At 72.4% G+C, this 22,279-nt stretch carries 21 protein-coding genes; 7 read left to right on the top strand and 14 right to left on the bottom strand.

Annotation, left to right across the window (positions count from 1 at the left end; genetic code table 11):
* Positions 1 to 613 precede the first annotated feature (613 nt).
* A complete protein-coding gene (locus C5507_RS03760) occupies positions 614 to 2,707 on the bottom strand; it encodes a putative bifunctional diguanylate cyclase/phosphodiesterase (protein WP_130504140.1) in 2,094 nt (697 codons plus the stop codon).
* 1,054 nt (positions 2,708 to 3,761) lie between these two features.
* Between C5507_RS03760 and C5507_RS03755 the strand changes: the two genes are divergently transcribed.
* The gene (locus C5507_RS03755) at positions 3,762 to 4,787 is read left to right on the top strand and encodes a DMT family transporter (protein ID WP_207225641.1); all 1,026 of its coding nucleotides are present in this window, start codon (positions 3,762 to 3,764) and stop codon (positions 4,785 to 4,787) included.
* 162 nt (positions 4,788 to 4,949) lie between these two features.
* Positions 4,950 to 5,207 carry a hypothetical protein gene (locus C5507_RS03750; RefSeq protein WP_104527198.1) on the top strand — a complete coding sequence of 86 codons (258 nt, stop codon included), beginning with the start codon at positions 4,950 to 4,952 and terminating at the stop codon, positions 5,205 to 5,207.
* Positions 5,208 to 5,385: 178 nt separating this feature from the next.
* Here the strand turns inward: C5507_RS03750 and C5507_RS03745 are convergent, their stop codons facing one another.
* The 10 genes from C5507_RS03745 to C5507_RS03695 form a co-directional block, all read right to left on the bottom strand.
* On the bottom strand, positions 5,386 to 6,120 hold the full coding sequence (locus C5507_RS03745) for a ZIP family metal transporter (RefSeq protein ID WP_104527197.1): 735 nt from the start codon (positions 6,118 to 6,120) through the stop codon (positions 5,386 to 5,388).
* Positions 6,121 to 6,145: 25 nt separating this feature from the next.
* A complete protein-coding gene (locus tag C5507_RS03740) occupies positions 6,146 to 7,606 on the bottom strand; it encodes an NADH-quinone oxidoreductase subunit N (RefSeq protein WP_104527277.1) in 1,461 nt (486 codons plus the stop codon).
* A gap of 5 nt (positions 7,607 to 7,611) precedes the next feature.
* Complete coding sequence (locus C5507_RS03735; RefSeq protein WP_242610932.1) at positions 7,612 to 9,225, bottom strand: complex I subunit 4 family protein; 1,614 nt, start codon at positions 9,223 to 9,225, stop codon at positions 7,612 to 7,614.
* Positions 9,222 to 11,159, bottom strand: coding sequence for a proton-conducting transporter transmembrane domain-containing protein (locus C5507_RS03730; RefSeq protein ID WP_104527195.1), 1,938 nt, complete (start codon positions 11,157 to 11,159; stop codon positions 9,222 to 9,224). The genes C5507_RS03735 and C5507_RS03730 overlap by 4 nt, the downstream gene beginning before the upstream one ends.
* The gene (locus C5507_RS03725; protein ID WP_207225639.1) at positions 11,156 to 11,473 is read right to left on the bottom strand and encodes an NADH-quinone oxidoreductase subunit NuoK; all 318 of its coding nucleotides are present in this window, start codon (positions 11,471 to 11,473) and stop codon (positions 11,156 to 11,158) included. Before C5507_RS03725 ends, C5507_RS03730 begins: the two co-directional genes overlap by 4 nt.
* On the bottom strand, positions 11,470 to 12,051 hold the full coding sequence (locus tag C5507_RS03720; RefSeq protein ID WP_104527194.1) for an NADH-quinone oxidoreductase subunit J: 582 nt from the start codon (positions 12,049 to 12,051) through the stop codon (positions 11,470 to 11,472). The genes C5507_RS03725 and C5507_RS03720 overlap by 4 nt, the downstream gene beginning before the upstream one ends.
* A 10-nt stretch (positions 12,052 to 12,061) precedes the next feature.
* Positions 12,062 to 13,000, bottom strand: a complete 939-nt coding sequence (locus C5507_RS03715) for an NADH-quinone oxidoreductase subunit H (RefSeq protein WP_104527193.1) — start codon at positions 12,998 to 13,000, stop codon at positions 12,062 to 12,064.
* Positions 12,993 to 14,171: a hypothetical protein gene (locus C5507_RS03710; RefSeq protein WP_104527192.1), complete on the bottom strand. Its 1,179-nt coding sequence runs from the start codon at positions 14,169 to 14,171 to the stop codon at positions 12,993 to 12,995. Before C5507_RS03710 ends, C5507_RS03715 begins: the two co-directional genes overlap by 8 nt.
* On the bottom strand, positions 14,162 to 14,503 hold the full coding sequence (locus tag C5507_RS03705) for an NADH-quinone oxidoreductase subunit A (protein WP_104527191.1): 342 nt from the start codon (positions 14,501 to 14,503) through the stop codon (positions 14,162 to 14,164). The genes C5507_RS03710 and C5507_RS03705 overlap by 10 nt, the downstream gene beginning before the upstream one ends.
* A gap of 418 nt (positions 14,504 to 14,921) precedes the next feature.
* Entirely contained in the window at positions 14,922 to 15,188 is a 267-nt protein-coding gene (locus C5507_RS03695) for a heavy-metal-associated domain-containing protein (protein ID WP_104527189.1), read from the bottom strand.
* 191 nt (positions 15,189 to 15,379) lie between these two features.
* Between C5507_RS03695 and C5507_RS03690 the strand changes: the two genes are divergently transcribed.
* The 3 genes from C5507_RS03690 (at position 15,380) to C5507_RS03680 (ending at position 17,563) form a co-directional block, all read left to right on the top strand.
* A complete protein-coding gene (locus tag C5507_RS03690) occupies positions 15,380 to 15,871 on the top strand; it encodes a DUF6153 family protein (RefSeq protein ID WP_104527188.1) in 492 nt (163 codons plus the stop codon).
* A gap of 94 nt (positions 15,872 to 15,965) precedes the next feature.
* Complete coding sequence (locus C5507_RS03685; RefSeq protein WP_104527187.1) at positions 15,966 to 16,589, top strand: DUF305 domain-containing protein; 624 nt, start codon at positions 15,966 to 15,968, stop codon at positions 16,587 to 16,589.
* Between the two features lie 128 nt (positions 16,590 to 16,717).
* Positions 16,718 to 17,563 (top strand): F510_1955 family glycosylhydrolase, encoded by an 846-nt coding sequence (locus C5507_RS03680; protein ID WP_165400416.1) that lies wholly within the window; start codon positions 16,718 to 16,720, stop codon positions 17,561 to 17,563.
* A 13-nt stretch (positions 17,564 to 17,576) separates the two neighbouring features.
* Here the strand turns inward: C5507_RS03680 and C5507_RS03675 are convergent, their stop codons facing one another.
* Both C5507_RS03675 and C5507_RS03670 read right to left on the bottom strand, forming a co-directional pair.
* Complete coding sequence (locus C5507_RS03675) at positions 17,577 to 18,203, bottom strand: DUF305 domain-containing protein (RefSeq protein ID WP_242610931.1); 627 nt, start codon at positions 18,201 to 18,203, stop codon at positions 17,577 to 17,579.
* A gap of 119 nt (positions 18,204 to 18,322) precedes the next feature.
* Positions 18,323 to 18,730: a four-helix bundle copper-binding protein gene (locus C5507_RS03670; protein ID WP_104527186.1), complete on the bottom strand. Its 408-nt coding sequence runs from the start codon at positions 18,728 to 18,730 to the stop codon at positions 18,323 to 18,325.
* A gap of 118 nt (positions 18,731 to 18,848) precedes the next feature.
* On the opposite strand from C5507_RS03670, the gene C5507_RS03665 reads away from it, so the two are divergent.
* Complete coding sequence (locus tag C5507_RS03665) at positions 18,849 to 19,229, top strand: ArsR/SmtB family transcription factor (RefSeq protein ID WP_104527185.1); 381 nt, start codon at positions 18,849 to 18,851, stop codon at positions 19,227 to 19,229.
* Between the two features lie 153 nt (positions 19,230 to 19,382).
* Positions 19,383 to 20,261 carry a potassium channel family protein gene (locus C5507_RS03660; RefSeq protein ID WP_104527184.1) on the top strand — a complete coding sequence of 293 codons (879 nt, stop codon included), beginning with the start codon at positions 19,383 to 19,385 and terminating at the stop codon, positions 20,259 to 20,261.
* Between the two features lie 498 nt (positions 20,262 to 20,759).
* Here C5507_RS03660 and C5507_RS03655 read toward each other — a convergent pair whose 3' ends face one another.
* Entirely contained in the window at positions 20,760 to 21,992 is a 1,233-nt protein-coding gene (locus C5507_RS03655; protein ID WP_130504138.1) for a hypothetical protein, read from the bottom strand.
* Positions 21,993 to 22,279 lie beyond the last annotated feature (287 nt).

Below are 22,279 nucleotides of genomic sequence, written 5' to 3'. Positions count from 1 at the left end.
TCTCCCGGGCGGAGAAGACAAGAGACTCGCCTTGCCCCAGCAGCGGTGGCGCCGCTGACCGCAGCACTCGACCGTCCGCTGACCGAGCGACAGCGAAGGGTCGCTCCTCCGGCCGGCCCAATGCGCTGAGGCACACGGAAGGCACGCCGTGCGCCTGAGTGGGGCTGACCAGCCACGATGGCGCCTGGAACCCCAGCCTTCCAAGCTGGCCATGCCGGTTCGATCCCGGTCACCCGCTCCACTGTGGCGACGGTCGGTTCCGATGTGGTGCCGCCGGCTGTTGCGCCGCAGCGTGAGCGATCCATTGGCGTCGATCTCGTGGTGTCGGACGGAGAAGTGGCCTTCGACAAGCGGGTGCCGGCGGCGGTGGCCTTGGGTCGGGCTGCGGCGGCGACCAGCGAGATCGTGCACCGCACCCGCGCCAACCCGCCGGACGTCTTTGTCCGGAGGTCCGCGTGGGCATCGACGGCCGGCCGTTCGACGGTCCACGTGATCGTGCGGGGCCGAGATCGAGGAGATGTCGGAGGGCTACCGCCACCTGACCGGGTACTGGCAGCGCACCCTCGCCTGAGCCGACCGCCGCCGGCCGGGGCAGTCCGAGAGGGCCGGGAGATCAGGCCCGGACGGCCGCGACCGGGTGCTCGTCGACCAGCTCGGACAACCTCCTCGTGGTGTCGGCTGCATCGGCCGGCCTGGCCAGGTGGTAGCCCTGTCCGAACGTGCAACCGAGCGCTTCGAGCGCGGCGAGCTGGTGGGCGGTCTCGATGCCCTCGGCCACCGGCTGGAGACCGAGCACGCGGGCCAGGTCGATGATGGCGGCGGCCACCGCCTGCCCCCGCGGCTGGTGGATCTGCTCGATCAGGGAACGGTCGAGCTTGAGCATGTCCACGGGGAAGCGCGGCAGGTAGCTCAGCGACGAGTAGCCGGTGCCGAAGTCGTCGACGGCGAGTTGGACGCCCATCTCCTTGAGCTCGGCCAGGCGGCTGACCTCGGCGCTGAGGTCCTCGACGAGCATGCTCTCGGTGATCTCCAGGACCAGCCGGGCGGCCGCGATGCGGTGCCGGACCAGGGTGCGCGCGACCAGGTCCGGGAAGTCCTCGTCGGTCAGCTGGCGGGCGGAGACGTTGACGCTCATCTGCAGGCTGTCGCTGCCGAGCAGGTCGTGCCACTCGCGCAACTGCCGGCAGGCCTCGTCGAGCGCCCAGGCGCCGAGGGGCGCGATGAGGCCGGTCTTCTCGGCCATCGAGATGAAGGAGCCGGGCGGGACCAGGCCGAAGGTGGGGTGCTCCCAGCGCATGAGGGCCTCGACCCCCACGACGGCCTGCCCGTCGATGGCGTGCACCGGCTGGTAGTGCAAGACGAACTCGTCGCGGTGCAGCGCGCGGGGTAGGTCGGTCGCCAGCCGCATGCGGTCCTCGAGGGCGTCGTGCGATGCGGTGTCGTGGACGCAGACGGCGTCCTTGCCGCCGTTCTTGGCCCGGTACATGGCCAGGTCGGCGTGGCGCAGCAGGTCCTCGGCCGTGCCTGCGGGGCCGGAGGCCGTGGCGACGCCGATGCTGGCGGTGAGGAACAGCTCCTGTCCGGCGTGCTGAACTGCCGGGCGGAGGTCCTCCAGCACGCGCTCGGCGACCGCCTGCCCCTCGGGCGCGTCCCCCGGGACGACGACAGCGAACTCGTCGCCGCCCAGGCGGACCGCCAGGTCGCCCTCGCGCAGGACCGCGCGCAGTCGGTCGGCGATGGCCCGCAGGACCTCGTCGCCGACTGAGTGGCCCAGCGTGTCGTTGATCGCCTTGAACCCGTCGAGGTCGATCAGCAGCAGCGACACCGGCTCGCCCACGCCGAGGGCGGCCTCGAGGTGCTCGGCCAGCCGGAGACGGTTGGGCAGGCCGGTGAGGGCGTCGGACCGTGCGGACCGCGAGAGGTCCTGCTGCTGGCGCTGGAGGTCGCAGGCCATGGCGTTGAACGTCCGTGCCAGCGCGCCGAACTCGTCCGCCCGCGTCACCGGCACGCGGTGTGAGAGCGTCCCGTCACCCAGGGCGCGGGTAGCCTCGCGGAAGGCACCGAGCGGGGCGAGCACCGTTCGGGTGAGGCGAAGGGCACCGGCCAGCGCCACGAGCAGTCCGGCGGCGGCGACCCCGAGGATCCAGCCGAGCACCTGCTCCTGCGCCTCGCGGGCCTCGGCGTACTCGCCGAGGATGTCGGCCTCGGCCAGCGCCTCGGCGGCGCCGAGCGCGGCCACCGCCGCATCGACGTGGCCGCTCGCTTCGTTCAGCCGCTGGAGCACAGCGGTCCGCTCCGCCGGGTCCCCGGCCGTGGCGTCCGCGACCGCCGCGTCGAGGAGCGCCACGGCGCGCTGGGCGTGCTCCTGCCCCGCCGCCGTGTCGTCTCCCTCCTCGGTCAGGGCGTCGTCCTCGAGGTCGGCGAAGCCGGCCTCCAGCCGATCCCGGGTCGTCACGTAGGCCCCGCGGGCATCGGCCCCGGACGGCAGGAGGGCGGCCCGGACACCGCTGCGCTCGACCTCCAGCACCAGTGTCTGCAGCCGGGCGAGGGGCAGCGCCTCCTCGGTCGCCTCCTCCGCGGTCTCGGCGAAGCCGTCCATCGTGAGGTCCAGGCCGGCGACCGCCGTGCCGGAGACCAGCAGCAGCGGGAGCATCATGGCCGCGATGCCGGCGCCCATCCGGGCGCGAACCGTGAGTGATCGGGACATCGGAGACCTTCTGACGACGGGTCGGACGTCAGAGGCGTCGGCTGTGGCGGCCAACTCCTTGACCAGCGACGGCACCCGAAAGGGGGGCTGCCGGTGATGATCGTGCTCCGCACCAGTGGGGCCCGCACGCCGGTCGTCGACGTTCCGGCTGTCCGGCAGTGCCGCCGGACGCGCACAGCCGTTTTCCGGCGACGGAGGCGGGATCCTCGTGCCGCCGCATGGCCCTCCCCTCCGGTCCACGACCCGCAGAGCGCCTTGAGACGACGACGGGTACCCGCCCGGCGGCATCGACTCGCAGGTGTTCGTACCCCGCGAAGGCATGACGCAGCGGTCATGAGCTCTCGCGGGCACTCGCGCCGCATGACGTGGAGGTCCCCGCGGGAGGTGGCGAGGTGCGGTGCCCCCCCCCCCCCGAGGAGCCGCTCCTCAGCCCACCCTCCGTTGCGATGAGGCACGTGCAAGGCACGACATGCCGCTGGCTTGGCGCTGACCAGCTCGGATGAGACCTTGAGTTCCTAGCCTTCCAAGCCGGCCATGCCGGCTCGATCCCGGTCACCCGCTCCACGTCTCGATCAGCTCTGCTGCGTGCTGCCGGGTTGAGCAGGACCGCACTCCTGCTGCAAGCCTCGGCGTTCCCTCCTCTGCTGACGCCGACCACCCGAACTGGGTGGTGCTCGTGGCACAGCCCGGTTCCTCCACGCACGCGGGGAGGCAGGTCCGAGGTGATGCTCGCGGCCGCCGCAGCCCCAGGCCGGCCGACGAAGAGCCTGAGCTGCACTCAACAGGGCGACGCGGTAAGCGGGATCCAGCTCGCACAGGCCGTTGAGCTGCGAGGCCGGATACGAGAACGAGCCTTTCCGCACATGCTGCGCAGTTCGATGTCCGTCACCCGCTCCACGTGGGTAGCCGCCGAGCCACGGATGCCGCTGGGTGTCGCCGGGGCATCATGGATCCACCATCCCGGACGCACCCGGACGGGCTGCGGCCGCTACGGCGCCCGGAGGTGGCAGCGCGCGGCGACCGGCGCCCTGCTACGAGGAACGGAGGGACACCGGTGAACCGGACCGGGCTCCTGCGTTGCGCTGCCGCGGCGGTGCTGTTCGGCGCATCCACCCCGCTGGCCGCGCCGCTGGCCCGGGACATGAGCGCCCCGACGCTGGCGGGCCTGCTCTACCTCGGAGCCGCACTCGCCGTCGCGCCGCAGAACCTTCGCCGCTTGCCGGCGCGAGCGGCGCTGCGGACCAACGGCCCTCGGCTCGCCACCGCCGTCGTCGTCGGAGGCGCCGTGGGACCGGTGCTGCTGGTCCTGGGACTGACCCGGACCTCGGCAGCGAGCGCGTCGCTGCTGCTCAACCTGGAACTGGTGTTCACCGTGCTGCTCGCGGGCTGGTTCTTCCGCGAGCACATCGGCCCGCGGGTGGCCGCCGGCACCGCCCTGGTCACCGGCGGATCTGTGCTGCTGACCAGCGCGGGCACCAGCCCCGAGGTCCGCCTGGGCGCCCTCCTGGTCGCCGCCGCCTGCCTGTGCTGGGCGATCGACAACTGCGCGACGGCGAACGTGGACCGGCTGACGCCGTCGTTCATCACCTTCGCCAAGGGCACGATCGCCGGGGGCGCCAACCTCGCGATCGGCCTCGCCATCGCCGCCCCGCCGTCGCCCTCCGACACGCTCCTCGCGCTGGCCGTCGGATCGGTCGGCTACGGCCTGTCGATCACGCTGTGGGTCACGGGCGCCCGCGACCTCGGCGCCGCCCGCGCCCAGATCGTCTTCTCCGCCGCCCCGTTCGTGGGAGTCACGCTCGCCTGGGCGCTGCTGGCCGAACCCATCACCTGGCCCCAGGTCCTCGCCGTCCTCCTGCTGCTGGCCGGGATCGGCCTGGTGGTGCGCTCCGGCCACGAGCACGAGCACGTCCACGAGCCGATCGAGCACGTCCACGAACACCGGCACGACGCGCACCACGCGGGCCACCGGCCCATCGCGGATGCGCCTGACCGCCACAGCCACGCCCACCGGCACGAGCCGCAACGGCACAGCCATCCGCACCTGCCCGACCTCCACCACCGGCACACCCATCCCTAGGAGCAGTGCCCAGCACCGTCGTCGACATCAGATCGGCCCTTCCCACGGGGGCGGACCGTCCTGCGGACCCGGTCTCCACCCCCCTGGCCGGACGAGTCCCGAGGCTCACCTCAAGGTGCCCCGGGACCGTGCCGATCCGGTGTGTGGATCGGAGGAGGCAACGTGACCCACGCCCATCAGGACGACGTACGGCACTTCGCAGGCGGATTCGTCAGCCCGTCCCAGGAGGACCTGGCGGGTGACGACCCCGTCATCCACCACCTGTCGGTGTTCAAGACGCGGGCCCGGATGCTGGACGGCTCCCGGGTCGAGCGCAAGGCTCAAGAGCTCCAGGCCGCCAGCAGCTACGACGACTGGGACGGTCTGACCGACGCGGACAAGGAGCTGTGGCGGCACATGGCCCGGCTGGACCTCTGCTGACGGGATCGTCAAGGACCGTGCACCCCTGCGCCACGTCAGCTGGCCAGACACCGGCGTCTCGACGAGTCCGGATCCCGTCCCCCGGCACAGGCGCGGATTCGCTGACGTCGCATCACGACCTGGGAGTCGGCAGGGTCCGTGCACGATGAAGGGCCTCGGAGCGCTGCGCGGGCCAGTGCTACGTCCCGACGTAGACGGAGATGGCGCCGAAGACGGCGAACCCGGCCGTGAGGAAGATCGGGCCCAACCGCGACGTCTCGCCCTCGTGCGCCTCCCCGATCATCTCCTCGACCACCACGGCGGTGAGCGCACCACCGGTCAGGGCCAGCACCGACAGGGTGATGATCTCGGGTGCGTCCCGGAGGGCGAAGTAGCCGACGGTGGCGCCGAGGAAGATCGGGACGGCGAACGATGCGGCGAGCAGGAGCCGGAGCCCGCGAGGCATCGTGGCCCTGCGCATCGTCGCGATGGCGGCGAAGCCCTCGGGGATGTCGGCGGGAACCTGCCCGAGTGCGAGGAGAAGGCCGAGGGCCGGGTCGATCACCGCCCCGGTGCCGATCATGACGCCGTCGCTGAAGAGGTCCAGGGACACCCCGGAGAAGATGGTCAGGGCACTCCCCTGCTTCTCGCCGCCTCCGATCCTGGCCTGGACGTAGCCGATCGCCCGGTCGAGACCGATGAATGCGGCCCCCCCGCCCACGAACGCCAGCAGCGGCACCCACGGCGTGGTGGACCTCAGTGCTTCGGGCATGAGCTCCAGTCCCACGACCGCGAGGACGATGCCTGCGGCGAGGTGGAGGGCGAGGCTCAGCGTGCGTTCTGACGCGCGGAAGGTCTCGGCGAGGATGCCGCCGGCGAGGTTGCCGGCGGCCGGGAGAGCCGCGAGGCCGAGGACGAGGAGGTAGCCGCTCATCCTCGACCCCCCTCCTGGGATCCGGTCATGACGGCAGGGCGAAGGCGAGCCAGGACCCTGCCCCGAGGCCGAGGAGCACCGAGACGACGGCGGCGCCGTGCAGGACTCCCACCGGGACGGGCTCCGTGCGTTGCGCCGTGCCCGCTGCGGTCCGGGCACCGCTGCCCGTGGCCGCCTCCGCACCTCCTGGCGTGGCCGGAACGCCGGCGAAGCCGGGCGCGATCCAGCGGAGGTAGTAGAAGAGGCTGGCGACCGTGTTGATCGCCGCCACGACGACCAACCACGCCAGCGCGCCGTCCCACGCGGCGGTGAAGACGGCGAGCTTGCCGACGAAGACGGCCGTCGGTGGAGTTCCGACGAGGCCGAGGAGGCAGACGACCAGGCTCACCACGATCCAGCGGTGCCGGCCCACCGCGGTCGCCCAGTCGGTGATCGTCCTCGCGGCCGGGGCGGCGGCGACGGCGGCGAAGGCGCCGATGTTGGTGACCGCGTAGCCGGCCAGGTAGACGGCCAGCGCCGGGACGGCGAGGTCGGTGCGGGCGGCGACGGCGACCACCATGAACAGGTAACCGACCTGGCTGACCGTGGAGTAGGCCAGCAGGCGCAGGACGTCGGTCTGCGCGAACGCGGCCAGGTTGCCCAGCGTCATGCTGGCTGTCGCGATGACGGCCACCAGGAGCGGGACGTCGAGGGGCAGGTCCGCGAAGGGTTCGGCGACCAGGCGGAACGCGGCCGCGACCGCGCCGATCTTGGGGATCGTGGTGATGTAGGCGGCCATCGGCGGCGTCGTCCCGGCCGTCACGTCGGGAACCCAGAAGTGCACCGGGACCGCGCCGGCCTTGAACGCGACGCCTGCGAGCACGCCGAGAACCCCGAGGGCGAGCAGCGCCGGGGATGCCTCGGGGAGCAGATCGGCCAGCTCGAGGTAGCCGGTGGTCCCGGAAGCGAGGACGAGGGCGGCGACGCCGACCAGCAGGAGGACGCCGACGAAGGCGCCCATGAGGTAGTACTTCATCGTCGCCTCGGTGCCGGCGGAGTCCTTGGCGAAGCCGGCCAGCGCGTAGAGCGGGACGCTGGCCAGCAGGTAGGCGGCGACGAGCAGGAGCAGGTCGCCGCTGGCGGCCAGGCCGATCGTCCCCAGCGCACCGAGCAGCATGAGCACGTAGGCCTCGGTCTCCCGGGGGTGCCCGGCCACCGACGGTGCGGCCAGCCACACGAGGACGGCCACGCCCAGCGCGACCACCAGGCGGACCACACCGGTGGTGGTGTCGACGACCCAGGTGCCCTCGAAGACCCGCTCGGCCGGCTCGGGCAGCGCGATCGCAGCGGCGACCGCGCTGGCCAGGCAGGCCGCGGTGACCAGCAGCCGCACGCGCCACTGACGCTGCTGCGGCGTCCACAGGCCAAGCAGCAGTCCCCCGACCGCGCCCAGCAGCAGCAGCGCCTCGGGGAGCAGCGCCGGCCACGCCTCCCCGCCGCCGGACATGCCGGTCACCGGGCCACCAGCTCCACCACCGCCGCCGCGGCCGGCTCGAGGACGTCGAGGAGGACCCGCGGCAGCAGCCCGAGGACGAGGGCCAGTGCGAGCAGCGGCACGATCGCGGCCATCTCGTGGCCGCGCAGGTCCCGGATCCGGGTGACGGTCCGCGGCCGGACGGCGGTCGCGGCGCCCCCGTCACCGCCGCTCAGCTGCTCGTCCGCGCGCGCCGGCAGATCTCCGTCGCTCGGCACCTCGCTCGGAGCGGTGGTGTCACCGGTGAGCAGCCGCTGCAGCGCCAGCAGGAACAGCCCGGCGGTGACCAGGATCCCCACGACCGCGATCACCGTCGCGATCGGCGTGGCCTGCAGGGCGCCGGTGAAGACCTGGAACTCCGCGATGAACCCGGAGAACCCGGGCAGACCCAGGGAGCCGAAGGCGGCGATCGCCAGGCAGGCGGCGAAGACCGGAGCGGGGCGGGCCAGCCCGCCCCACCGGTCGAAGGCGTAGGTGTGGCCGTGCGACCACAGCCAGCCGCTGAGCAGGAACAGCGCACCGGTGAGCAGGCCGTGGCTGACCATCTGGTACATCGCCCCGACCGTCGCCACGGTGCGGGCGCCCTCGTCGGCGGAGGCCACCAGGCCGGCGGCGCCCAGACCGAGCAGGACGTAGCCCATGTGGTTCACCGAGGTGTAGGCGATCATCCGCTTGACGTCGGTCTGGGCCAGCGCCACGAAGGCACCCCACAGGACGCTGATCACGCCGACGACGACGGCGACCATCGCCCACCGCTGCCAGGCGTCGGGGAGGATCGGCATGGCGATCCGCACGAATCCGTAGGTCCCGAGCTTGAGCAGGATCCCGGCCAGCACGGCCGACCCGGCCGCGGGTGCGTCGGTGTGCGCGTCGGGCAGCCAGGTGTGGAACGGGAACAGCGGCGTCTTCACCGCCAGGCCCAGTCCGATCGCCAGCAGCACCAGCCCGCCGGCCAGCGGCGAATCGGCCAACGGAGGGTTCTCGGCCAGGGCCACCATGTCGAACGTGCGCTCGTCGCTGCCGAGGAACAGGCCGATGAAGCCGATCAGCAGAGCCAGTGACCCGATGAACGTGTAGAGGAAGAACTTCAGCGCACTGCGCCGGGCGTTGCCGTGCCCCCACCCGGCGATCACGAAGTACATACCGACGATCGTCAGGTCGAAGAAGACGAAGAACAGGATCAGGTCGAGCGAGGCGAACGTGCCCAGGCACGCGGTCTGGAGGAAGAGGAACAGCGCGGCGTAGGTGCGCGGCCGGTCGGGTTCGCGCAGCGAGTAGACGGCGCAGGCGAGGAACAGCACGCCGGTCAGGGCCAGCAGCGGCAGGGACAGACCGTCGACCCCGATGTGGTAGCCGGCATCGACGGTGGGGATCCACTGCAGGTCGACCTCGTAGGCCAGACCGTCGACGACGCCGGAGGTGCCGCTGCCCGGGTCGAAGCGCCACCACATCCAGCCGATCAGCGCCAGGTCCGCGGCGGCGGCCGCGACCCACACCCCGATCGCCGTCCGCCCCCCGAGTCGGGGGGCGGCCAGCAGCACGGCCGCCGCCAGGAGCGGCAGGAAGATCACGACGGTCAGCAGCACGGTCACCTCACGACGAGCAGGAGGACGAGCAGGAATCCCAGACCGACGACGGCCTGGACGTAGTACTGGTGCAGCAGCCCGGTCTGCGGACGCCGTGCGGCGCGGCCGGCGCGGTGGATGATCCGCGCGGTCGCCCGGACCCCGCCGTCCACGACTCCGGCGTCGACCCGGGCCGATCCGTCGGCAGCCCGCCGGGTTGCCCACGCCAGACCGGTGACCGCTCCGTCGAGGGCTCCGTCGTCCGCCCGCGCAGCCTGCCTGGCGACCCGGCCGGCGCCGGTCGCCAGGCTCGTGACCACGCGGTCGATCAGCCGGTCGTCGACCGCGGCCATCACCCGGGCCAGCGCCAGCGCCGGCCGTGGGGACAGCACGTGCCGCAGCCCCGCCCAGGACGCGAGCGGGCTGCGCTGGATCCAGTGCACCGTGGCCGGCCGGACGCGCGCCACCGTGACGGTCAGCCCGAGAACCACCAGCGCGAGCACTCCGGACAGCAGCAGGTCACCGAGCCCGGGCGAGGGCTCGCCGTCGGCATCGAGGGCCACCTTCCACGCGTCGGCCACCGCGGAGACGGCGAGCACGCCCAGGCCGGCGGCGAAAACCGCCAGCACCCCGGCCACGGCGGTGGTGGTGGTCGGGATCTGCCGCGTGCCCGGCTCCTCCCGGTCGACCGCCTCCTCCCCCGCCGGTCGCGCCAGGACGACGACCAGGATCCGGCCGGCGTACACCGCCGAGACCGCGGCGGCGGCGAGGCCGACCACGTGCAGCGCCGTCCCGTCGACGCCGGCGAGCACCTCGTCCTTGGTGGCCCACAGGGACAGCGGCGGTATCCCCGCCAGGGCCAGCCCGGCGACCGCGACCGCCGCACCCATCCCCGGATAACGGCGGGCGGCGCCACGCAGGTCTGCCAGCTGCTTGGTACCGAGGGCGGTGAGCCAGGCTCCCGCGGCGACGAACAGGCCGGCCTTGACCGCGGCGTGCGCCACCAGCTGAGCGGTGCCGCCGGCGGTGGCACCCACCCCGGCGGCCAGGACGACGAACCCGACCTGCGCCGCCGTGCTCGCGGCGAGCAGCTGCTTGAGGTCGCTCTGCGCGACGGCCACCGCCCCCAGCACGAGTGCGGTGAGCGCACCGATCCAGGCCGCCGCCGTCGCGGCCCAGCCGGTCGCGGCGAGCAGCGGCTGCATCCGGATCAGCAGGTACCCGCCGGCGGCGACCATCGTGGCCGAGTGCAGCAGCGCGCTCACCGGGCTCGGTCCCTGCATGGCGGCGGAGAGCCAGGCCGAGAAGGGCAGCTGCGCCGACTTGCCCAGCGCCGCCAGCAGCACGCCGGCCGCGGCGAGGTCCGCCCACCCGCCCCCGGAGGTGTTCAGGTCGGCGAGCCCCAGGCTGCCCGTCGCCGCCAGCGCGGCTCCGGCGGCGACGTACAGACCGAGATCCCCGGCCCGGGTGGTCACGAACGCTGTCGTGCCGGCGGCCAGCTTGCCCGGCTCTTCCCAGCGGAACCCGATGAGGGCGTAGGACGTCGCGCCCATGACCTCCCACGCCAGCAGCAGCGCGGGCAGCGTGGCCGCAGTGACGGTGGCCAGCATGGCGGCGACGAACAGGAGCAGGTAGCCGAAGAACCGGGCCCGCGCCGCGTCCGTCGGCAGGTCTGCGACCGCGAACGCTGTGACGAGCAGGGCGATCCCGGTGACCAGGACGACGAGCACGGCGGACAGCCCGTCGACGACCAGTCGCAGGTCCCCGCCCTCGACGATGCCGAGGAACGGAGCCGACAGCCGTGGCCGGGTCACGGCCACGAGCGCCGCCAACGCCACGGTGACGCCGGTGACCACCACGGCGACCGGACCGGCGGCGCGGTCGGCCCGCCGCCCGGCGAGCAGCAGCACCGCCCCGGTCAGGGCCGGTGACAGCACCAGGCCGGCCAGGCTCGCGCTCATCCGCTCAGGTCCGTGGCCATGTCGACCATGTCGACCTGCCGGGCACGGTAGATGGCGATCGTGACCGCGAACCCCATGGCCATCTCGACGGCCATGACGACCAGGGCGACCACCACGAGCATCTGGGCGTCGGGCAGCTCCGGGGCGAGGAAGAACCAGGCCGCTCCCCCGGCCAGCAGCACGCCGCCCAGGACGAGCTCGAGGCCCATCATCACCATGACGATCGACTGCTGGGACAACGCACCGTACAGGCCGACGCCCACCAGGGCGGCGGCGACGGTCAGCAGCAGCTGCAGCACCAGTTCGGACGTCATCGGGGCAGCCCCCCGGGTACCGGGTCGGCCGGCTGCTGCGCGTCCAACCCGGAGCCGAAGCGGTCGTAACGACCTCGGGCGGTCGCCAGGACCGTGCCGGCCAGGATGGTCGCGAACAGCGCGATGCCGATCAGGAGCATGACCAGCATGTGGCTGCCCATGATCGCCTCGCCGAGCTGGCGGGTGCTGTCCGGCGGCCGTGAGACGTCCCGGGTCGGCCAGTCGATCAGCCAGATGCCGAGGACGAGGACGACGAAGGCGCCGGCACCCAAAACGGCCGAGCCCCTGGCGTTGTGCACCATGGTCATCGGCATGAGCCCGGCCGGGTTCATCATGAACATGAGCATGAAGACGACCATGATCGCCATCTCGATCGTCATCATCAGCGCCGTCACCACGGCCAGGTACACCAGGTCGAGCGCGAGCAGCACTCCTGCGACGGCCAGGAACGAACCGAGGAGCGCGAACGTCGCCCGGGCCATCGAGTCCACGACGAACACCGCGATCCCCGATGCCACCGAGAGCACACCGAGCACCGTGACCGCGGCGATCGCCCAACCGGACAGGTCGCTCAGCACCTCGTCCTCCTCATGCGTAGAACCCGGTCAGCACGAGCACGGCGACCACCAGCGCCTGCAGCAGCGTCAGTGGCACCAGCACCATCCAGCCGACCTCGACCGTCCGGTCGGGGCGCAGGACGGGCAGCCGCCGGCCGATCCAGACCAGAGCCGCGACGACGGCGAGGGTCTTCAGCAGGTGCCACAGCGGACCGGGCAGCCAGGGACCCGAGCCACCGCCGAGGAACAGCGCCGCCGCCATCGCCGCACTGGCACCGAGGAAGATGGCGCGTCCCGCCTCGACCAGCAGCCGGTCCACCCCTGACAGCTCGGAGGAGACCCCGCCGGCGATGTCGGCGGCGGTCGGCGCAGCGAAGGGGCCCCAGAAGGCGAACGCCGCGGCGCCGGCGACGAAGACGACGAAGGCGACGGGCATCGTGACCACGAACCACAGGTCCTGCTGCGCGGCCACGACGTCGGTCGTCCGCAGCGAGCCGGCCGCCAGACCAGCGGTGATCAGCGCGAACATGAGCGGCAGCTCGTAGGCCAGGCCCTGGGCGAGGAAGCGGTAGCCGCCGGTGACGGCGTGGACGGCGTTCGGTCCCCATCCGACCAGCCAGACGGCGGCCCACAGCAGCGCCTCCATGGCGTTGAACCAGACGAGGTCGGCGCTGGTCGACCACAAGGTACGGCCGCCGATCGGGACGACGGCCAGGGACAGCAACGCCAGGACGGGTACCGCCGTCCCGCCCAGCCGCCAGAGCAGCCGGTCGGGGGCGAGCGTGGTCCGCCGCTGTTCGAGCAGCAGACGTGCGCTCGAGCGGATCGGTTCCACCGCGGCGCCGGACCCCCCGGAGACGACGGCGCGGTCGACACCCGCCACCACGAGGCCGAGGACCAGACCGACTGCCACGACCGCGAGGACCGCAGGGGCCGACCCCCACGCCTCGGCCAGGGTCTGCTCAGGCATGTGCGTGCTCCGAGGCCGGCACGACGGGAACGGGGCTGAGGTCCAGGCTGGCCACGATCAGCCGTGCGCTGCCGATCTCCACGCCCTCCACCAGGGCCGCGATGTCGTCCAGCGAGGCGGCAGGGGGGTCCTCGACCGGTCGCCCCGACGCGGCGTCGCACCAGCGCCGGACCCGGTCCAGGACACCTGCGCCGGAACTGCGCTCCGATGGCGCTTGCCCGATGCCGCCGGCCGTCCACGACAGCGTCCGCGATCGGTGGACCCGCCGTGCCACGGCCTCGGCCTGCCGCTGCGCCTCCCGTTGGTCGGAACCGTCGGCGGCCAGGCCGTCCCGGGCGCGGCGTGCATCCCGGGCGGCGGTCGACCAGCCGGCCACGTCGAGAAAGCGAGCGAGCCGGTCGAGCGCGGCCTGCTGCGGGTCGGGGTGCGGCCGCGCGGCGGGGAGGAGGTCGGCGTCGAGCCAGGCGAGCTCCGCGGAGGTGAGGACGTCACCCTGCAGGTCGGCCCGCAGCACCAGGCCGGTCGGCCAGCCCGGCAGCACCGGTCCGAGCGCCACCTTGAGGACATCGAGTTCGAGGCCGTCCCGATCGGAGGCGGTGGAGGCCATCGGCAGACCGGCCACCTCACCGCTGTGGTGCATGTGCATGCCCTCGTGGTCCATGCCCTCGTGGTCCATGCCCTCGTGGTCCATGCCCTCGTGGTCCATGCCCTCGTGGTCCATGCCCTCGTGGTCCATGCCCTCGTGGTCCATGCCCTCGTGGTCCATGCCCTCTCCGTCGGCGTCCTCGTCGTCGGCGTCCGCACCCGTGCCGAGCAACGAGGCAGGCGACGGCCGGTCCGCTCCGCTCACCACCCCTGCAGACCGCCGGACCAGCGCATCCAGACCCGCGTCCAGGTCGACGGCGAGGGCCCTCTCATGGTGGAGATCGAGCCGATGCCGTGGCTCAGGGATCTGGCTCCACAGGACGTCGACGGCGGCTGCGAGCTCCGGGCCGGGTTCCCCCAGGACGACCAGGAGATCGGCATCCGCGGGCGACGCGGCGGACCGCCAGCCACGCCGGTCCAGTTCGGCCTCGACGGACCACCGGAGCATCACCTTTGCCGGGGGGTCCACGAGCAGCACCCGCGGTCGGGCCAGCGCCCAGGCCCGCAGACGGGCGATCACGTCCATCGCAGCGCACCCTCACGCCAGACGTAGGTGACCCCGACGAGCAGCACGGCGAGGAAACCGAACATCTCGATGACGGCCTGCGCTCCCATGTCCGCGACCACCACCGCCCACGGGTACATGAAGATCATCTCCATGTCGAACGCGAGGAAGAGAACCGTGACCGCGTACCACCGCGCGTGGTAGCGGGAGACGGCATGCTGCCGCGGGAGCAGGCCCGACTCGTACGGCAGCACGACGGCCGGCTCCCGGACGCTCCGCACCGCCGACGAGACGACGTAGAGCCCTGCCATGCCGACCACGACGAAAGCCGCCAACAACAGCAGAGCAACCATGACACCCTCCTCGCCTCACGTCGGATGCAACGGGAGCGGCCGGGGCTGGGCCGGGAACGATGGTCACATCCGGATGATTGTCCGGACGTCAGGACTGTAGGGGTGGTCGAGCACTCTCGCGCGGCGACGAGCACCCCCTCCGGCGACAACGGCGCACGCACGCCGCTGTCGGTCGGCATCCGGCGGCACCCCCGTGAGCACGACCAACCCGGGCACATGGTGCTCCAGGTGGCTCAGGGCATGGCCTCGCCCAGGCGGTCGTGCACGATGCGCTCCAAGACGGCCGACGGGACTTCTTCCCACCCCTCGGCCGACCGGCTCCAGTCATCTCCGACGCCCTGACGAGGTGCACGCCTCCCTCGTGTGCGACCTGCGTCATGCCGTCGGCGGCCGGTCGGAGAGCTGTCAACCATGGCCGTCAGTTGCAGCCACAGCCGCAGCCAGGCCCCTGTCCACCGATCTGCGCCACCTCCTCGACAGGTGCCGCGAGCTGGTAGCCCGCTTCTTCCACAGCGGCTCGCACCGCGGCGTCCGTGACCTCGTCCTTGCTGGTGACGGTCAGTCCACCGGTGCCCAGCTCCACGTCCACGCTCGCGACGCCTGGCACCTGACCGACCTCCTCGGTGACGGAGTTGACGCAGTGGCCGCAGGTCATACCGACGACGGTGTAGGTGGCGGTGCGCATGAGGTTTCCTCCCGATTCGGTGTGCGATACCCTGGGGGGGTATTTTGGACAATGGTACCGACTTTCCGGCCGACTTCAACCGCGCCGGGACGCGGCCGATGCAGGAGCGACCTGACATCCGCAACCCGAGGCCTCCGGGCATTCCCCCGAACCTCGGCCTAACCTCGGAGACCGGAAAGGGAGGAGGCGTCATGGCGGCACGACTGTGGACGGCACTGCTGGTGCTCGTCGGCATCTTCGTCATGCATGGCGCCCAGTGCACCGCGGCCGCCGTCGACGGCGGGCGCTCCTCCCCCGTCGCGCACTCCACCGTTCTCGCCCCGCCCGGGACGCCCGTGCACGGCGCCGCCGAGACAGCAGCCACCGTCGTCTCCGCCACCGGGATCGCGGCGATCGGCACCGTGCTCACCGCCACGGCGCCCGCCGCGCACGCGGCCACCGGCTTGTCTGCGGCGGTCGCCGCCGCAGACGGCCCGCTGAGCGACTCGCACGGAACCCTCGGTCATCTGTGGTCCGTCTGCCTGGCGGTGCTGGCCGCCGCCCTGGCCGGGCTGCTGGCCCTCCTGCTCCCCCACCCCGTGCTCACGGCCCGACGTCCCCTCACCCGAGTGCGGGCACGATCCACGGCGCCGACCCTCGCGCGACCTCCCGACCTGTCCGAGCTCTGCCTGCTGCGGATCTAGGCCGAACGCCTGACCGACCGCCCCGGCCTCACCGGCTCCGGCGGCGGTCCGCGCACGCCTTCACCCGTTCAGTTCAGTCAGGAGATCTCAGACGATGACGCGCACCACCACCCGCTTGACCCAGCTGGCCACCGCCCTGGTCGCCGGCACACTCGTCCTCAGCGCCTGCGGCGACGACACCACCGCCGGGCACGACTCGATGGGCAGCAGCGACACCTCGGCCAGCGCCGAGAGCAGCGCCGAGGCCGACTTCAGCGACGCCGACGTCACCTTCGCCGCCGGCATGGTTCCCCACCACCAGTCGGCCATCGAGATGGCGCAACTGGCCGAGGGCCGCGCCGCCGATCCCCGCGTGCTCGACCTCGCCGCACGGATCGAGGCCGCGCAGGGCCCGGAGATCGAGACCCTGTCCGGCTGGCTGGAGCAGTGGGGCGCCGACGGCGGGACCGGGATGGACCACGGCGGCATGGACCACGGTTCGGACGGGATGATGTCCGAGCAGGACATGCAGGCGCTGATGAACGCGACCGGTGCCGACTTCGACCGCATGTTCCTCTCCCAGATGATCGTCCACCACACCGGCGCGGTGGAGATGGCAGAGGCGGTGCTCAGCTCGGGCCGGAACACCGACGCGCTGGCGATGGCTGGGGCCATCCGCGACAGCCAGAGCGCCGAGATCGCCGAGATGGAGCAGCTGCTCGCCGAGTTGGGCGGCTGAGAACGCCGGACGGCGGGCGGTCGATGTGCCGCCCGCCGTCCCCGGCGCCCCCTCCCTTGCCGCACCTCCGGAGTCCTTCCTTGCGCGCTCTCCGCGCTCTCCTTCCTGTCCACCGCCAGCGCCGCCAGGTGCTGCGCGCGACTGCCGCAAGCGCCGTCGTGGTCGCCCTCGCAGCCGGCTGCTCCTCCTCAGGATCCGGCCCCACCGCCGCGGCCCCCTCGGCCGACGCCGGCGTCCTGCCATCCGCGCACGTGCACGCCGTGGCCATCGACCCCGGCGACGGCGCGCTGCTCCTGGACACCCACGAGGGGCTTCTCGAGGTCGGCGCAGACGGCGAACTCGCACCGACCGGGCCGGTCATCGACCTCATGGGCTTCACCGTCGTCGGCCCCGACCACTACCTGGCCTCAGGACATCCGGGCCTGCGCGTCGACCTCCCCCAGCCGGTCGGGCTGATCGAGACCACCGACGGCGGTCGCAGCTGGACGCCGCTGTCCCGCCAGGGCGAGTCGGACTTCCACGCCTTGACCGCCGGCGACGCCGGGATCCTCGGCTTCGACGGCGCCCTGCGGCGCAGCGCTGACGGCCGCACCTGGGAGCAGTCGACCATCCCGGCCGAGCCGCACACCCTCTCCGCTGCGCCCGACGGCACCACGGTCCTGGCGACCACCGCCGCCGGTCTGCTGCGTTCTGCCGACGCCGGCACCAGCTGGTCACCGGTCGCCGGAGCGCCGCTGCTGCACGTGGTCACCTGGGCCGGCGACGGCTCCACCGCCGCCGGGGTCGACCCGGGCGGCACGCTGTGGACCAGCAGCGACGCCGGTAGCAGCTGGCAGGAGCGCGCCGCCGTGGGAGTGGCCCCGAATGCCGTGGCCGCCGACGCCGACGCGAGCCGGATCGTCGTCGTGACCGAAGCCGGTCTGCTGGAGTCCGCCGACGGCGGGGTGACCTTCACGCCGCGGTTGGCGCCCTGACCGGAAAAGCCGGTCAGCCTGTCGGGCAGTCGCGCAGCGCGGACCCTTCGAACTCGGGGACGGGACGGTCCTGCGCCTCCTCGGGCGTGGTCGCCTTCCCGTTCTGCTCGATGTCCTGGATCAGCCACTCCATCTCGGCGATCTCGCGCTCCTGGGCCTTGATGATCTCGACGGCGAGCTGGCAGACGCGGGCGTCGTCGATGGTGGCCCGCTCGGAGCGGGTGATGGCCAACGAGTGGTGCGGGATCATCGCGTTCATCCAGGCGGAGTCCTGCACGGTGGCCTGGGTGCGGTCCAGCGCGATGCCGCCGCCCAGCAGCAGGAGACTCACCGCCACGATCGCGATGTTGCCCTTCATGTTCTTGTACATGTTGAGCATCCAGGCCAACATGACCAGCCCCATGGTGCCGCCCATGGTCAGCGCCATGAACACGCGGCTCTGGCTGAACTGGACGTGGCTCCACTCCCAGGTGCCGGCGAACATCGTCCAGTACATGACCACCATGGACGTGGCGATCATCGCCGCGAAGCGGGCGTACATCTTCTTCTGCATTCCGCCGTGACCGGAGTCGTCGTGGTGTCCGGCCTCTTCGCCACCGTGCCCGTGCCGGTGCTCCTCGTTGCTGCTCGTGGTCGCCATGGGGTGGTGCTCCGTTCTCTCGCCGCCGGTCTCCGGGGACCGGATGTGGGTGGTCGTGCTGCGCCGACGTCTTGGCGCCCGTTCGGGAGTGCTGGTGCGCCGGTGCGGACGGGGGTCGGTCAGCCCAGCGAGCTGATGAGGTCGCGGCACGCCTGCTCGCACCGCCGGCAGGCCTCGGCGCAGATGCGGCAGTGCTCGTGCATCTCGGCGTGGCTGGCGCACTCGTCGCCGCACGCCTTGCACGCCGCGGCGCAGGCCTCCAGCACCGCCCGGGTCAGGTTGGCGTCGTAGCCGGTGTGCCGGGACAACACGCGCCCGGTCGTGTCGCAGATGTCCGCGCAGTCGGTGTTGGTGCGGATGCACTTCGTCAGCTCGGCCACCATGTCCTCGCTGAGGCAGGCGTCGGCGCACGCGGTGCAGGCCTGCGCACACTCGACGCACGCCTCGATGCACTCGATCAGCTTCTGCCTGTCCACCCCGCCGAGGTCCTTGGGATAGGTGTCCAGCATCTGCGCGGCCACGGTCATGGCTACCTCCTCAGGTGTCCGGCGCCGGAGGGCTCGGATGCCGCCCCGGAATCTCGCCGGCGGATCCCGTGCTACCCGGAGACCCGTACGGGTATGAGCCGACCGGAGGTGTTTTTGGATGACCGAACCTGCCCACGCCCATCCGGTCGACCCCGAGCGCGTCGCGCATGCCCGCGCCCGGCTGCCCGGCCGCGACGAAGCGGCCCGGCTGACCAGCGTGCTGAGCCTGATGGCCGACCCCACACGCGCCCGGGTCCTGTTCGCCCTGGACATGGTGGAGGAGCTGTGCGTCGGCGACCTCGCGCTGGCCCTGGAGGCCAACGAGGACGCCGTCGGCTACGCGCTGCGGCTGCTGCGCACGGCGGGCCTGGTGATCAACCGCAAGCAGGGCCGCGTCGTGTACTACCGCCTCGCCGACGGCTTCCCCGAGCCGCTGCGCGAGCACTGCCTGCGCCAGCTCATCGCGCTGACCGAGGCGCCGGCCCCCGACGAGGGCTGAGAGCCACGCGTCACGAGCGCCGGGCGGTCGACCGCCGCACCCCGTCCGGCCACACCTCGCAGGCCCGGACGGCTACCGCCCCGGAATCCGGCTCATGTGGCGCTATCCGGCTCCGGATGTCGCCCACCGAACCCACAGAACGAGAGGGAGCTCATGGACTGGCTCATCACCGCCGCCGGTGCCGGGATCGTCCTGTTCGCCGTACGGGACATGTTCCACACCATCTGGCATCCCAGCGGCCAGGGCACGCTCAGCCGGCTGGTCATCCTGATGGTCTGGCGCGGGTCCCAGCTGCTGAAGCGGCGTGCCCATCAGAGCTCGGTGATGGGTCCGGTGGCGCTGCTCAGCGTGATCCTCACCTGGGGGGTCACCATCGTCGCGGGCTGGACGTTGGTCTACTGGCCGCACATGGCCGAGGGGTTCTCCTTCAGCTCCAGCCTGGATCCCGCACAGCGCAGTGACTTCCTCGACTCGCTGTACCTGTCCCTGGTCACCGTGGCGACCCTGGGCTACGGCGACATCGTTCCCCAGGAGCCCTGGTTGCGGCTGACCTCGCCGCTGCAGGCGCTGATCGGCTTCGCGCTGCTCACCGCAGCGGTGTCCTGGGTCCTGCAGATCTACCCCGCGCTGGCGCGGCGCCGGACGCTGGCGATCCGGTTGGCCCTGCTCCAGCGGGCCGGCGCCGCGCGGCTGCTGCCGGCGACGGACTCCTCCTCGTCGGCCACGCTGCTGCAGTCGCTGGCCGGTGACCTGACCCAGATCCGCGTGGACCTGACCCAGTACGCCGAGACCTACTACTTCCGGGAGACGGATGCGGTGGCATCGCTGCCGGCGCAGCTGCCCTTCGCCCGCGAGCTCGCCCGGGCCGGGCGGGAGTCCGCGCAGGAGGAGCTGCGGTTGGCCGGGACGGTGCTGGCGGAGGCGGTGCAGGACTACGCGCACCTCCTGGCGCAGCAGTTCCCGCTCGCCGGGGACAGTACCGACGACGTGCTGCGGAACTACGCCGCCGACCACGGCTACGCCGAGCCCTGAGCTGTGCGCGGCGACGAACGGCTGGTCCAGCCAGCCGCCATCCGCCCGGCGCCGAACGCACGCGCGAGCAGGCCACGCACCTCGCGCCTGCTCTGCGCGGGATCCGTCCATCCAGGCTCCGAGCAGGGGGTTCGCAGTTCGAGTGCCCACGCCTTCCACGCCGGACTTGCCGCTTCGATCCCGGTCACCCGCTCCACCTCGATGTCGCGGGACATCGTTCAGCGGCGTCGCGCGACCCGTCTGCGTCCGGGGACCCACGGTGCCGCCATGGCCCTCGTCCTACCGGTGGATCAGAGCCGCCATCAGCCCCGGCGCGGGACACGTTCCGCCAGCCCCAGGAGTCGTCTCCGGCAGATCCGGTACCGCAGCACGGCGACGCCCATCGCCCCAGCGACAGGACAGCCGACCCGATCCAGCTCGGGCCCGCGGTACCGAGGCCGACACGAGGAGGACGACGGTCAGCGCACACAGCAGCCACCGTCGGGACGCGGCGCACGGTCACCCGCCTCCGCTCGGGCTCCGGCGCAGCCACACGCCGATGCGGGTGGGGGCCACGGTCGCCGCGACGGTCTGCCCCAGGCCGGTGACGAGCTCGTCGAGATCGATCTGGTCGCGCAGCCGGACGGCGAAGGCGTCGACGGCCCGAGCGGCGTCGTAGCGCGCCCGGTCGAAGCGCCGATCGACGGCAGCCTGCACCCGGCGGTGCACGGGCCGGAACGCGGCCGCCACCGCCAGCGTCGACAGCACCACGGCGGGGGCCGAACTTCCGATGACCGGCGCAGCCGCCCAGCGCAGGAGGGTCACCACGACGAAGTACATCCCGACCAGCCCCGCGGTGAGCAGCGCGTACGTCACCGTCCGACTGATGACGCGATCGATCTCGAACAGCCGGTAGCGGAGGATCGCGATGCCCACCGCGATCGGCATCAGTCCGAAAGCCGCCGCCTCCACAGACGGCCACACGGAGTCGCCGATCCGGACATCGGTGGCCTCCGGAACCACGGTGGCCACCAACAAGGCACCGGCGAACAGGAACCACTTCAGCTGCTGGCGGACGACCGGCCCCGCCCGCCGGAAACGCACGAGGATCGATCCCACGGCGACGGTCGCGAGGACCACGAGCACGAACACGCCCAGGTCGAACAGCTCGGACAGCCGCATCCCCACGGCGCCCCGCAAGGCCCAGGGCGTGGAGGTCGGCGGATTCGCGGCCGTCGCCGGCAGGCCCCACGGGCTGGCCGCCGCCGGATCGTCCTCCCACCGCGTGAAGGGCAGAGCGACAGCCAGGAGCAGGGCGAGCACCACGGACATCCTGGGCAGCCATCGCCAGCGACGGCTGGGCAGTCGGCCGTCCGGGAAGAGCAGCATCACCAAGATCATCAAGCTGGGAAGGGTGAGGAAGACGGCGCCCTCGAGCCAGGCCCCGATCCAGTAGGTAAGGATCTCCGCCTGCCGCAGCGTGGGCAGAACGGCCAAGAGGCTGATGCCCATCCCGATCGCGAGCAGCAGCCAGCCATACGGGCTCGCCGGCAGGCGCCGGGCGATCAGCCCGCCGACCAGGGGAGCGCTGACGTTGCAGGTGCAGCTGACCACGAACAGCAACGTGTCGGCTGCCGTGGCCCCCGCCTCGTCGCGGGTCGCGAGGTGCAGGACGATCGCGCAGCAGAGCAGGCCGACCGCGGTTCCGGAGACCAGCCAGGGGGCCCAGGCGGCGCCTCTGCGGCCGATCACCGTGACGCTCCCCGCCAGCGTCGACCCCATCCACCTGCAGCACGGTCTGCGCCCCGAGGCACAGTCCCAGGGCCAACCCGAGCCACCCGTAGGACTTCCCGTGGAAGCACGCAGCCATCAGCGCACCGAGGAGGCCGATGACGTCGAGGCCGAGCACGTCGAAGACCATGCGGACCGTGGCCTGGCCCGTCCCAGGGACCGGCGCAGCCGCCACCAGCGCGAGGGCCGAGGTCAGGCCGCCGAGCGGCTGAGGCAGCCACTGGCGGACCCCCTTCCGTCGGCGCGGC

The organism is Blastococcus saxobsidens, from assembly GCF_002938435.1.
Classification (GTDB): domain Bacteria; phylum Actinomycetota; class Actinomycetes; order Mycobacteriales; family Geodermatophilaceae; genus Blastococcus; species Blastococcus saxobsidens.
The sequence above is the reverse complement of the archived record's forward strand: the minus strand, read 5'-3'. Positions and strand labels throughout refer to the sequence as shown.

What these genes read in the sequence shown, in the direction of transcription:
- C5507_RS03745 (WP_104527197.1), bottom strand. Translation starts at nt 6,120, where the DNA reads ATGAGCGGCTACCTCCTCGTCCTCGGCCTCGCGGCTCTCCCGGCCGCC.
- C5507_RS03725 (WP_207225639.1), bottom strand. Translation starts at nt 11,473, where the DNA reads ATGACGTCCGAACTGGTGCTGCAGCTGCTGCTGACCGTCGCCGCCGCC.
- C5507_RS03690 (WP_104527188.1), top strand. Translation starts at nt 15,380, where the DNA reads ATGGCGGCACGACTGTGGACGGCACTGCTGGTGCTCGTCGGCATCTTC.
- C5507_RS03660 (WP_104527184.1), top strand. Translation starts at nt 19,383, where the DNA reads ATGGACTGGCTCATCACCGCCGCCGGTGCCGGGATCGTCCTGTTCGCC.
- C5507_RS03665 (WP_104527185.1), top strand. Translation starts at nt 18,849, where the DNA reads ATGACCGAACCTGCCCACGCCCATCCGGTCGACCCCGAGCGCGTCGCG.
- C5507_RS03695 (WP_104527189.1), bottom strand. Translation starts at nt 15,188, where the DNA reads ATGCGCACCGCCACCTACACCGTCGTCGGTATGACCTGCGGCCACTGC.
- C5507_RS03705 (WP_104527191.1), bottom strand. Translation starts at nt 14,503, where the DNA reads ATGGTTGCTCTGCTGTTGTTGGCGGCTTTCGTCGTGGTCGGCATGGCA.
- C5507_RS03710 (WP_104527192.1), bottom strand. Translation starts at nt 14,171, where the DNA reads ATGGACGTGATCGCCCGTCTGCGGGCCTGGGCGCTGGCCCGACCGCGG.
- C5507_RS03760 (WP_130504140.1), bottom strand. Translation starts at nt 2,707, where the DNA reads ATGTCCCGATCACTCACGGTTCGCGCCCGGATGGGCGCCGGCATCGCG.
- C5507_RS03685 (WP_104527187.1), top strand. Translation starts at nt 15,966, where the DNA reads ATGACGCGCACCACCACCCGCTTGACCCAGCTGGCCACCGCCCTGGTC.
- C5507_RS03670 (WP_104527186.1), bottom strand. Translation starts at nt 18,730, where the DNA reads ATGACCGTGGCCGCGCAGATGCTGGACACCTATCCCAAGGACCTCGGC.
- C5507_RS03730 (WP_104527195.1), bottom strand. Translation starts at nt 11,159, where the DNA reads ATGAGCGCGAGCCTGGCCGGCCTGGTGCTGTCACCGGCCCTGACCGGG.
- C5507_RS03675 (WP_242610931.1), bottom strand. Translation starts at nt 18,203, where the DNA reads ATGGCGACCACGAGCAGCAACGAGGAGCACCGGCACGGGCACGGTGGC.
- C5507_RS03715 (WP_104527193.1), bottom strand. Translation starts at nt 13,000, where the DNA reads ATGCCTGAGCAGACCCTGGCCGAGGCGTGGGGGTCGGCCCCTGCGGTC.
- C5507_RS03740 (WP_104527277.1), bottom strand. Translation starts at nt 7,606, where the DNA reads ATGTCCGGCGGCGGGGAGGCGTGGCCGGCGCTGCTCCCCGAGGCGCTG.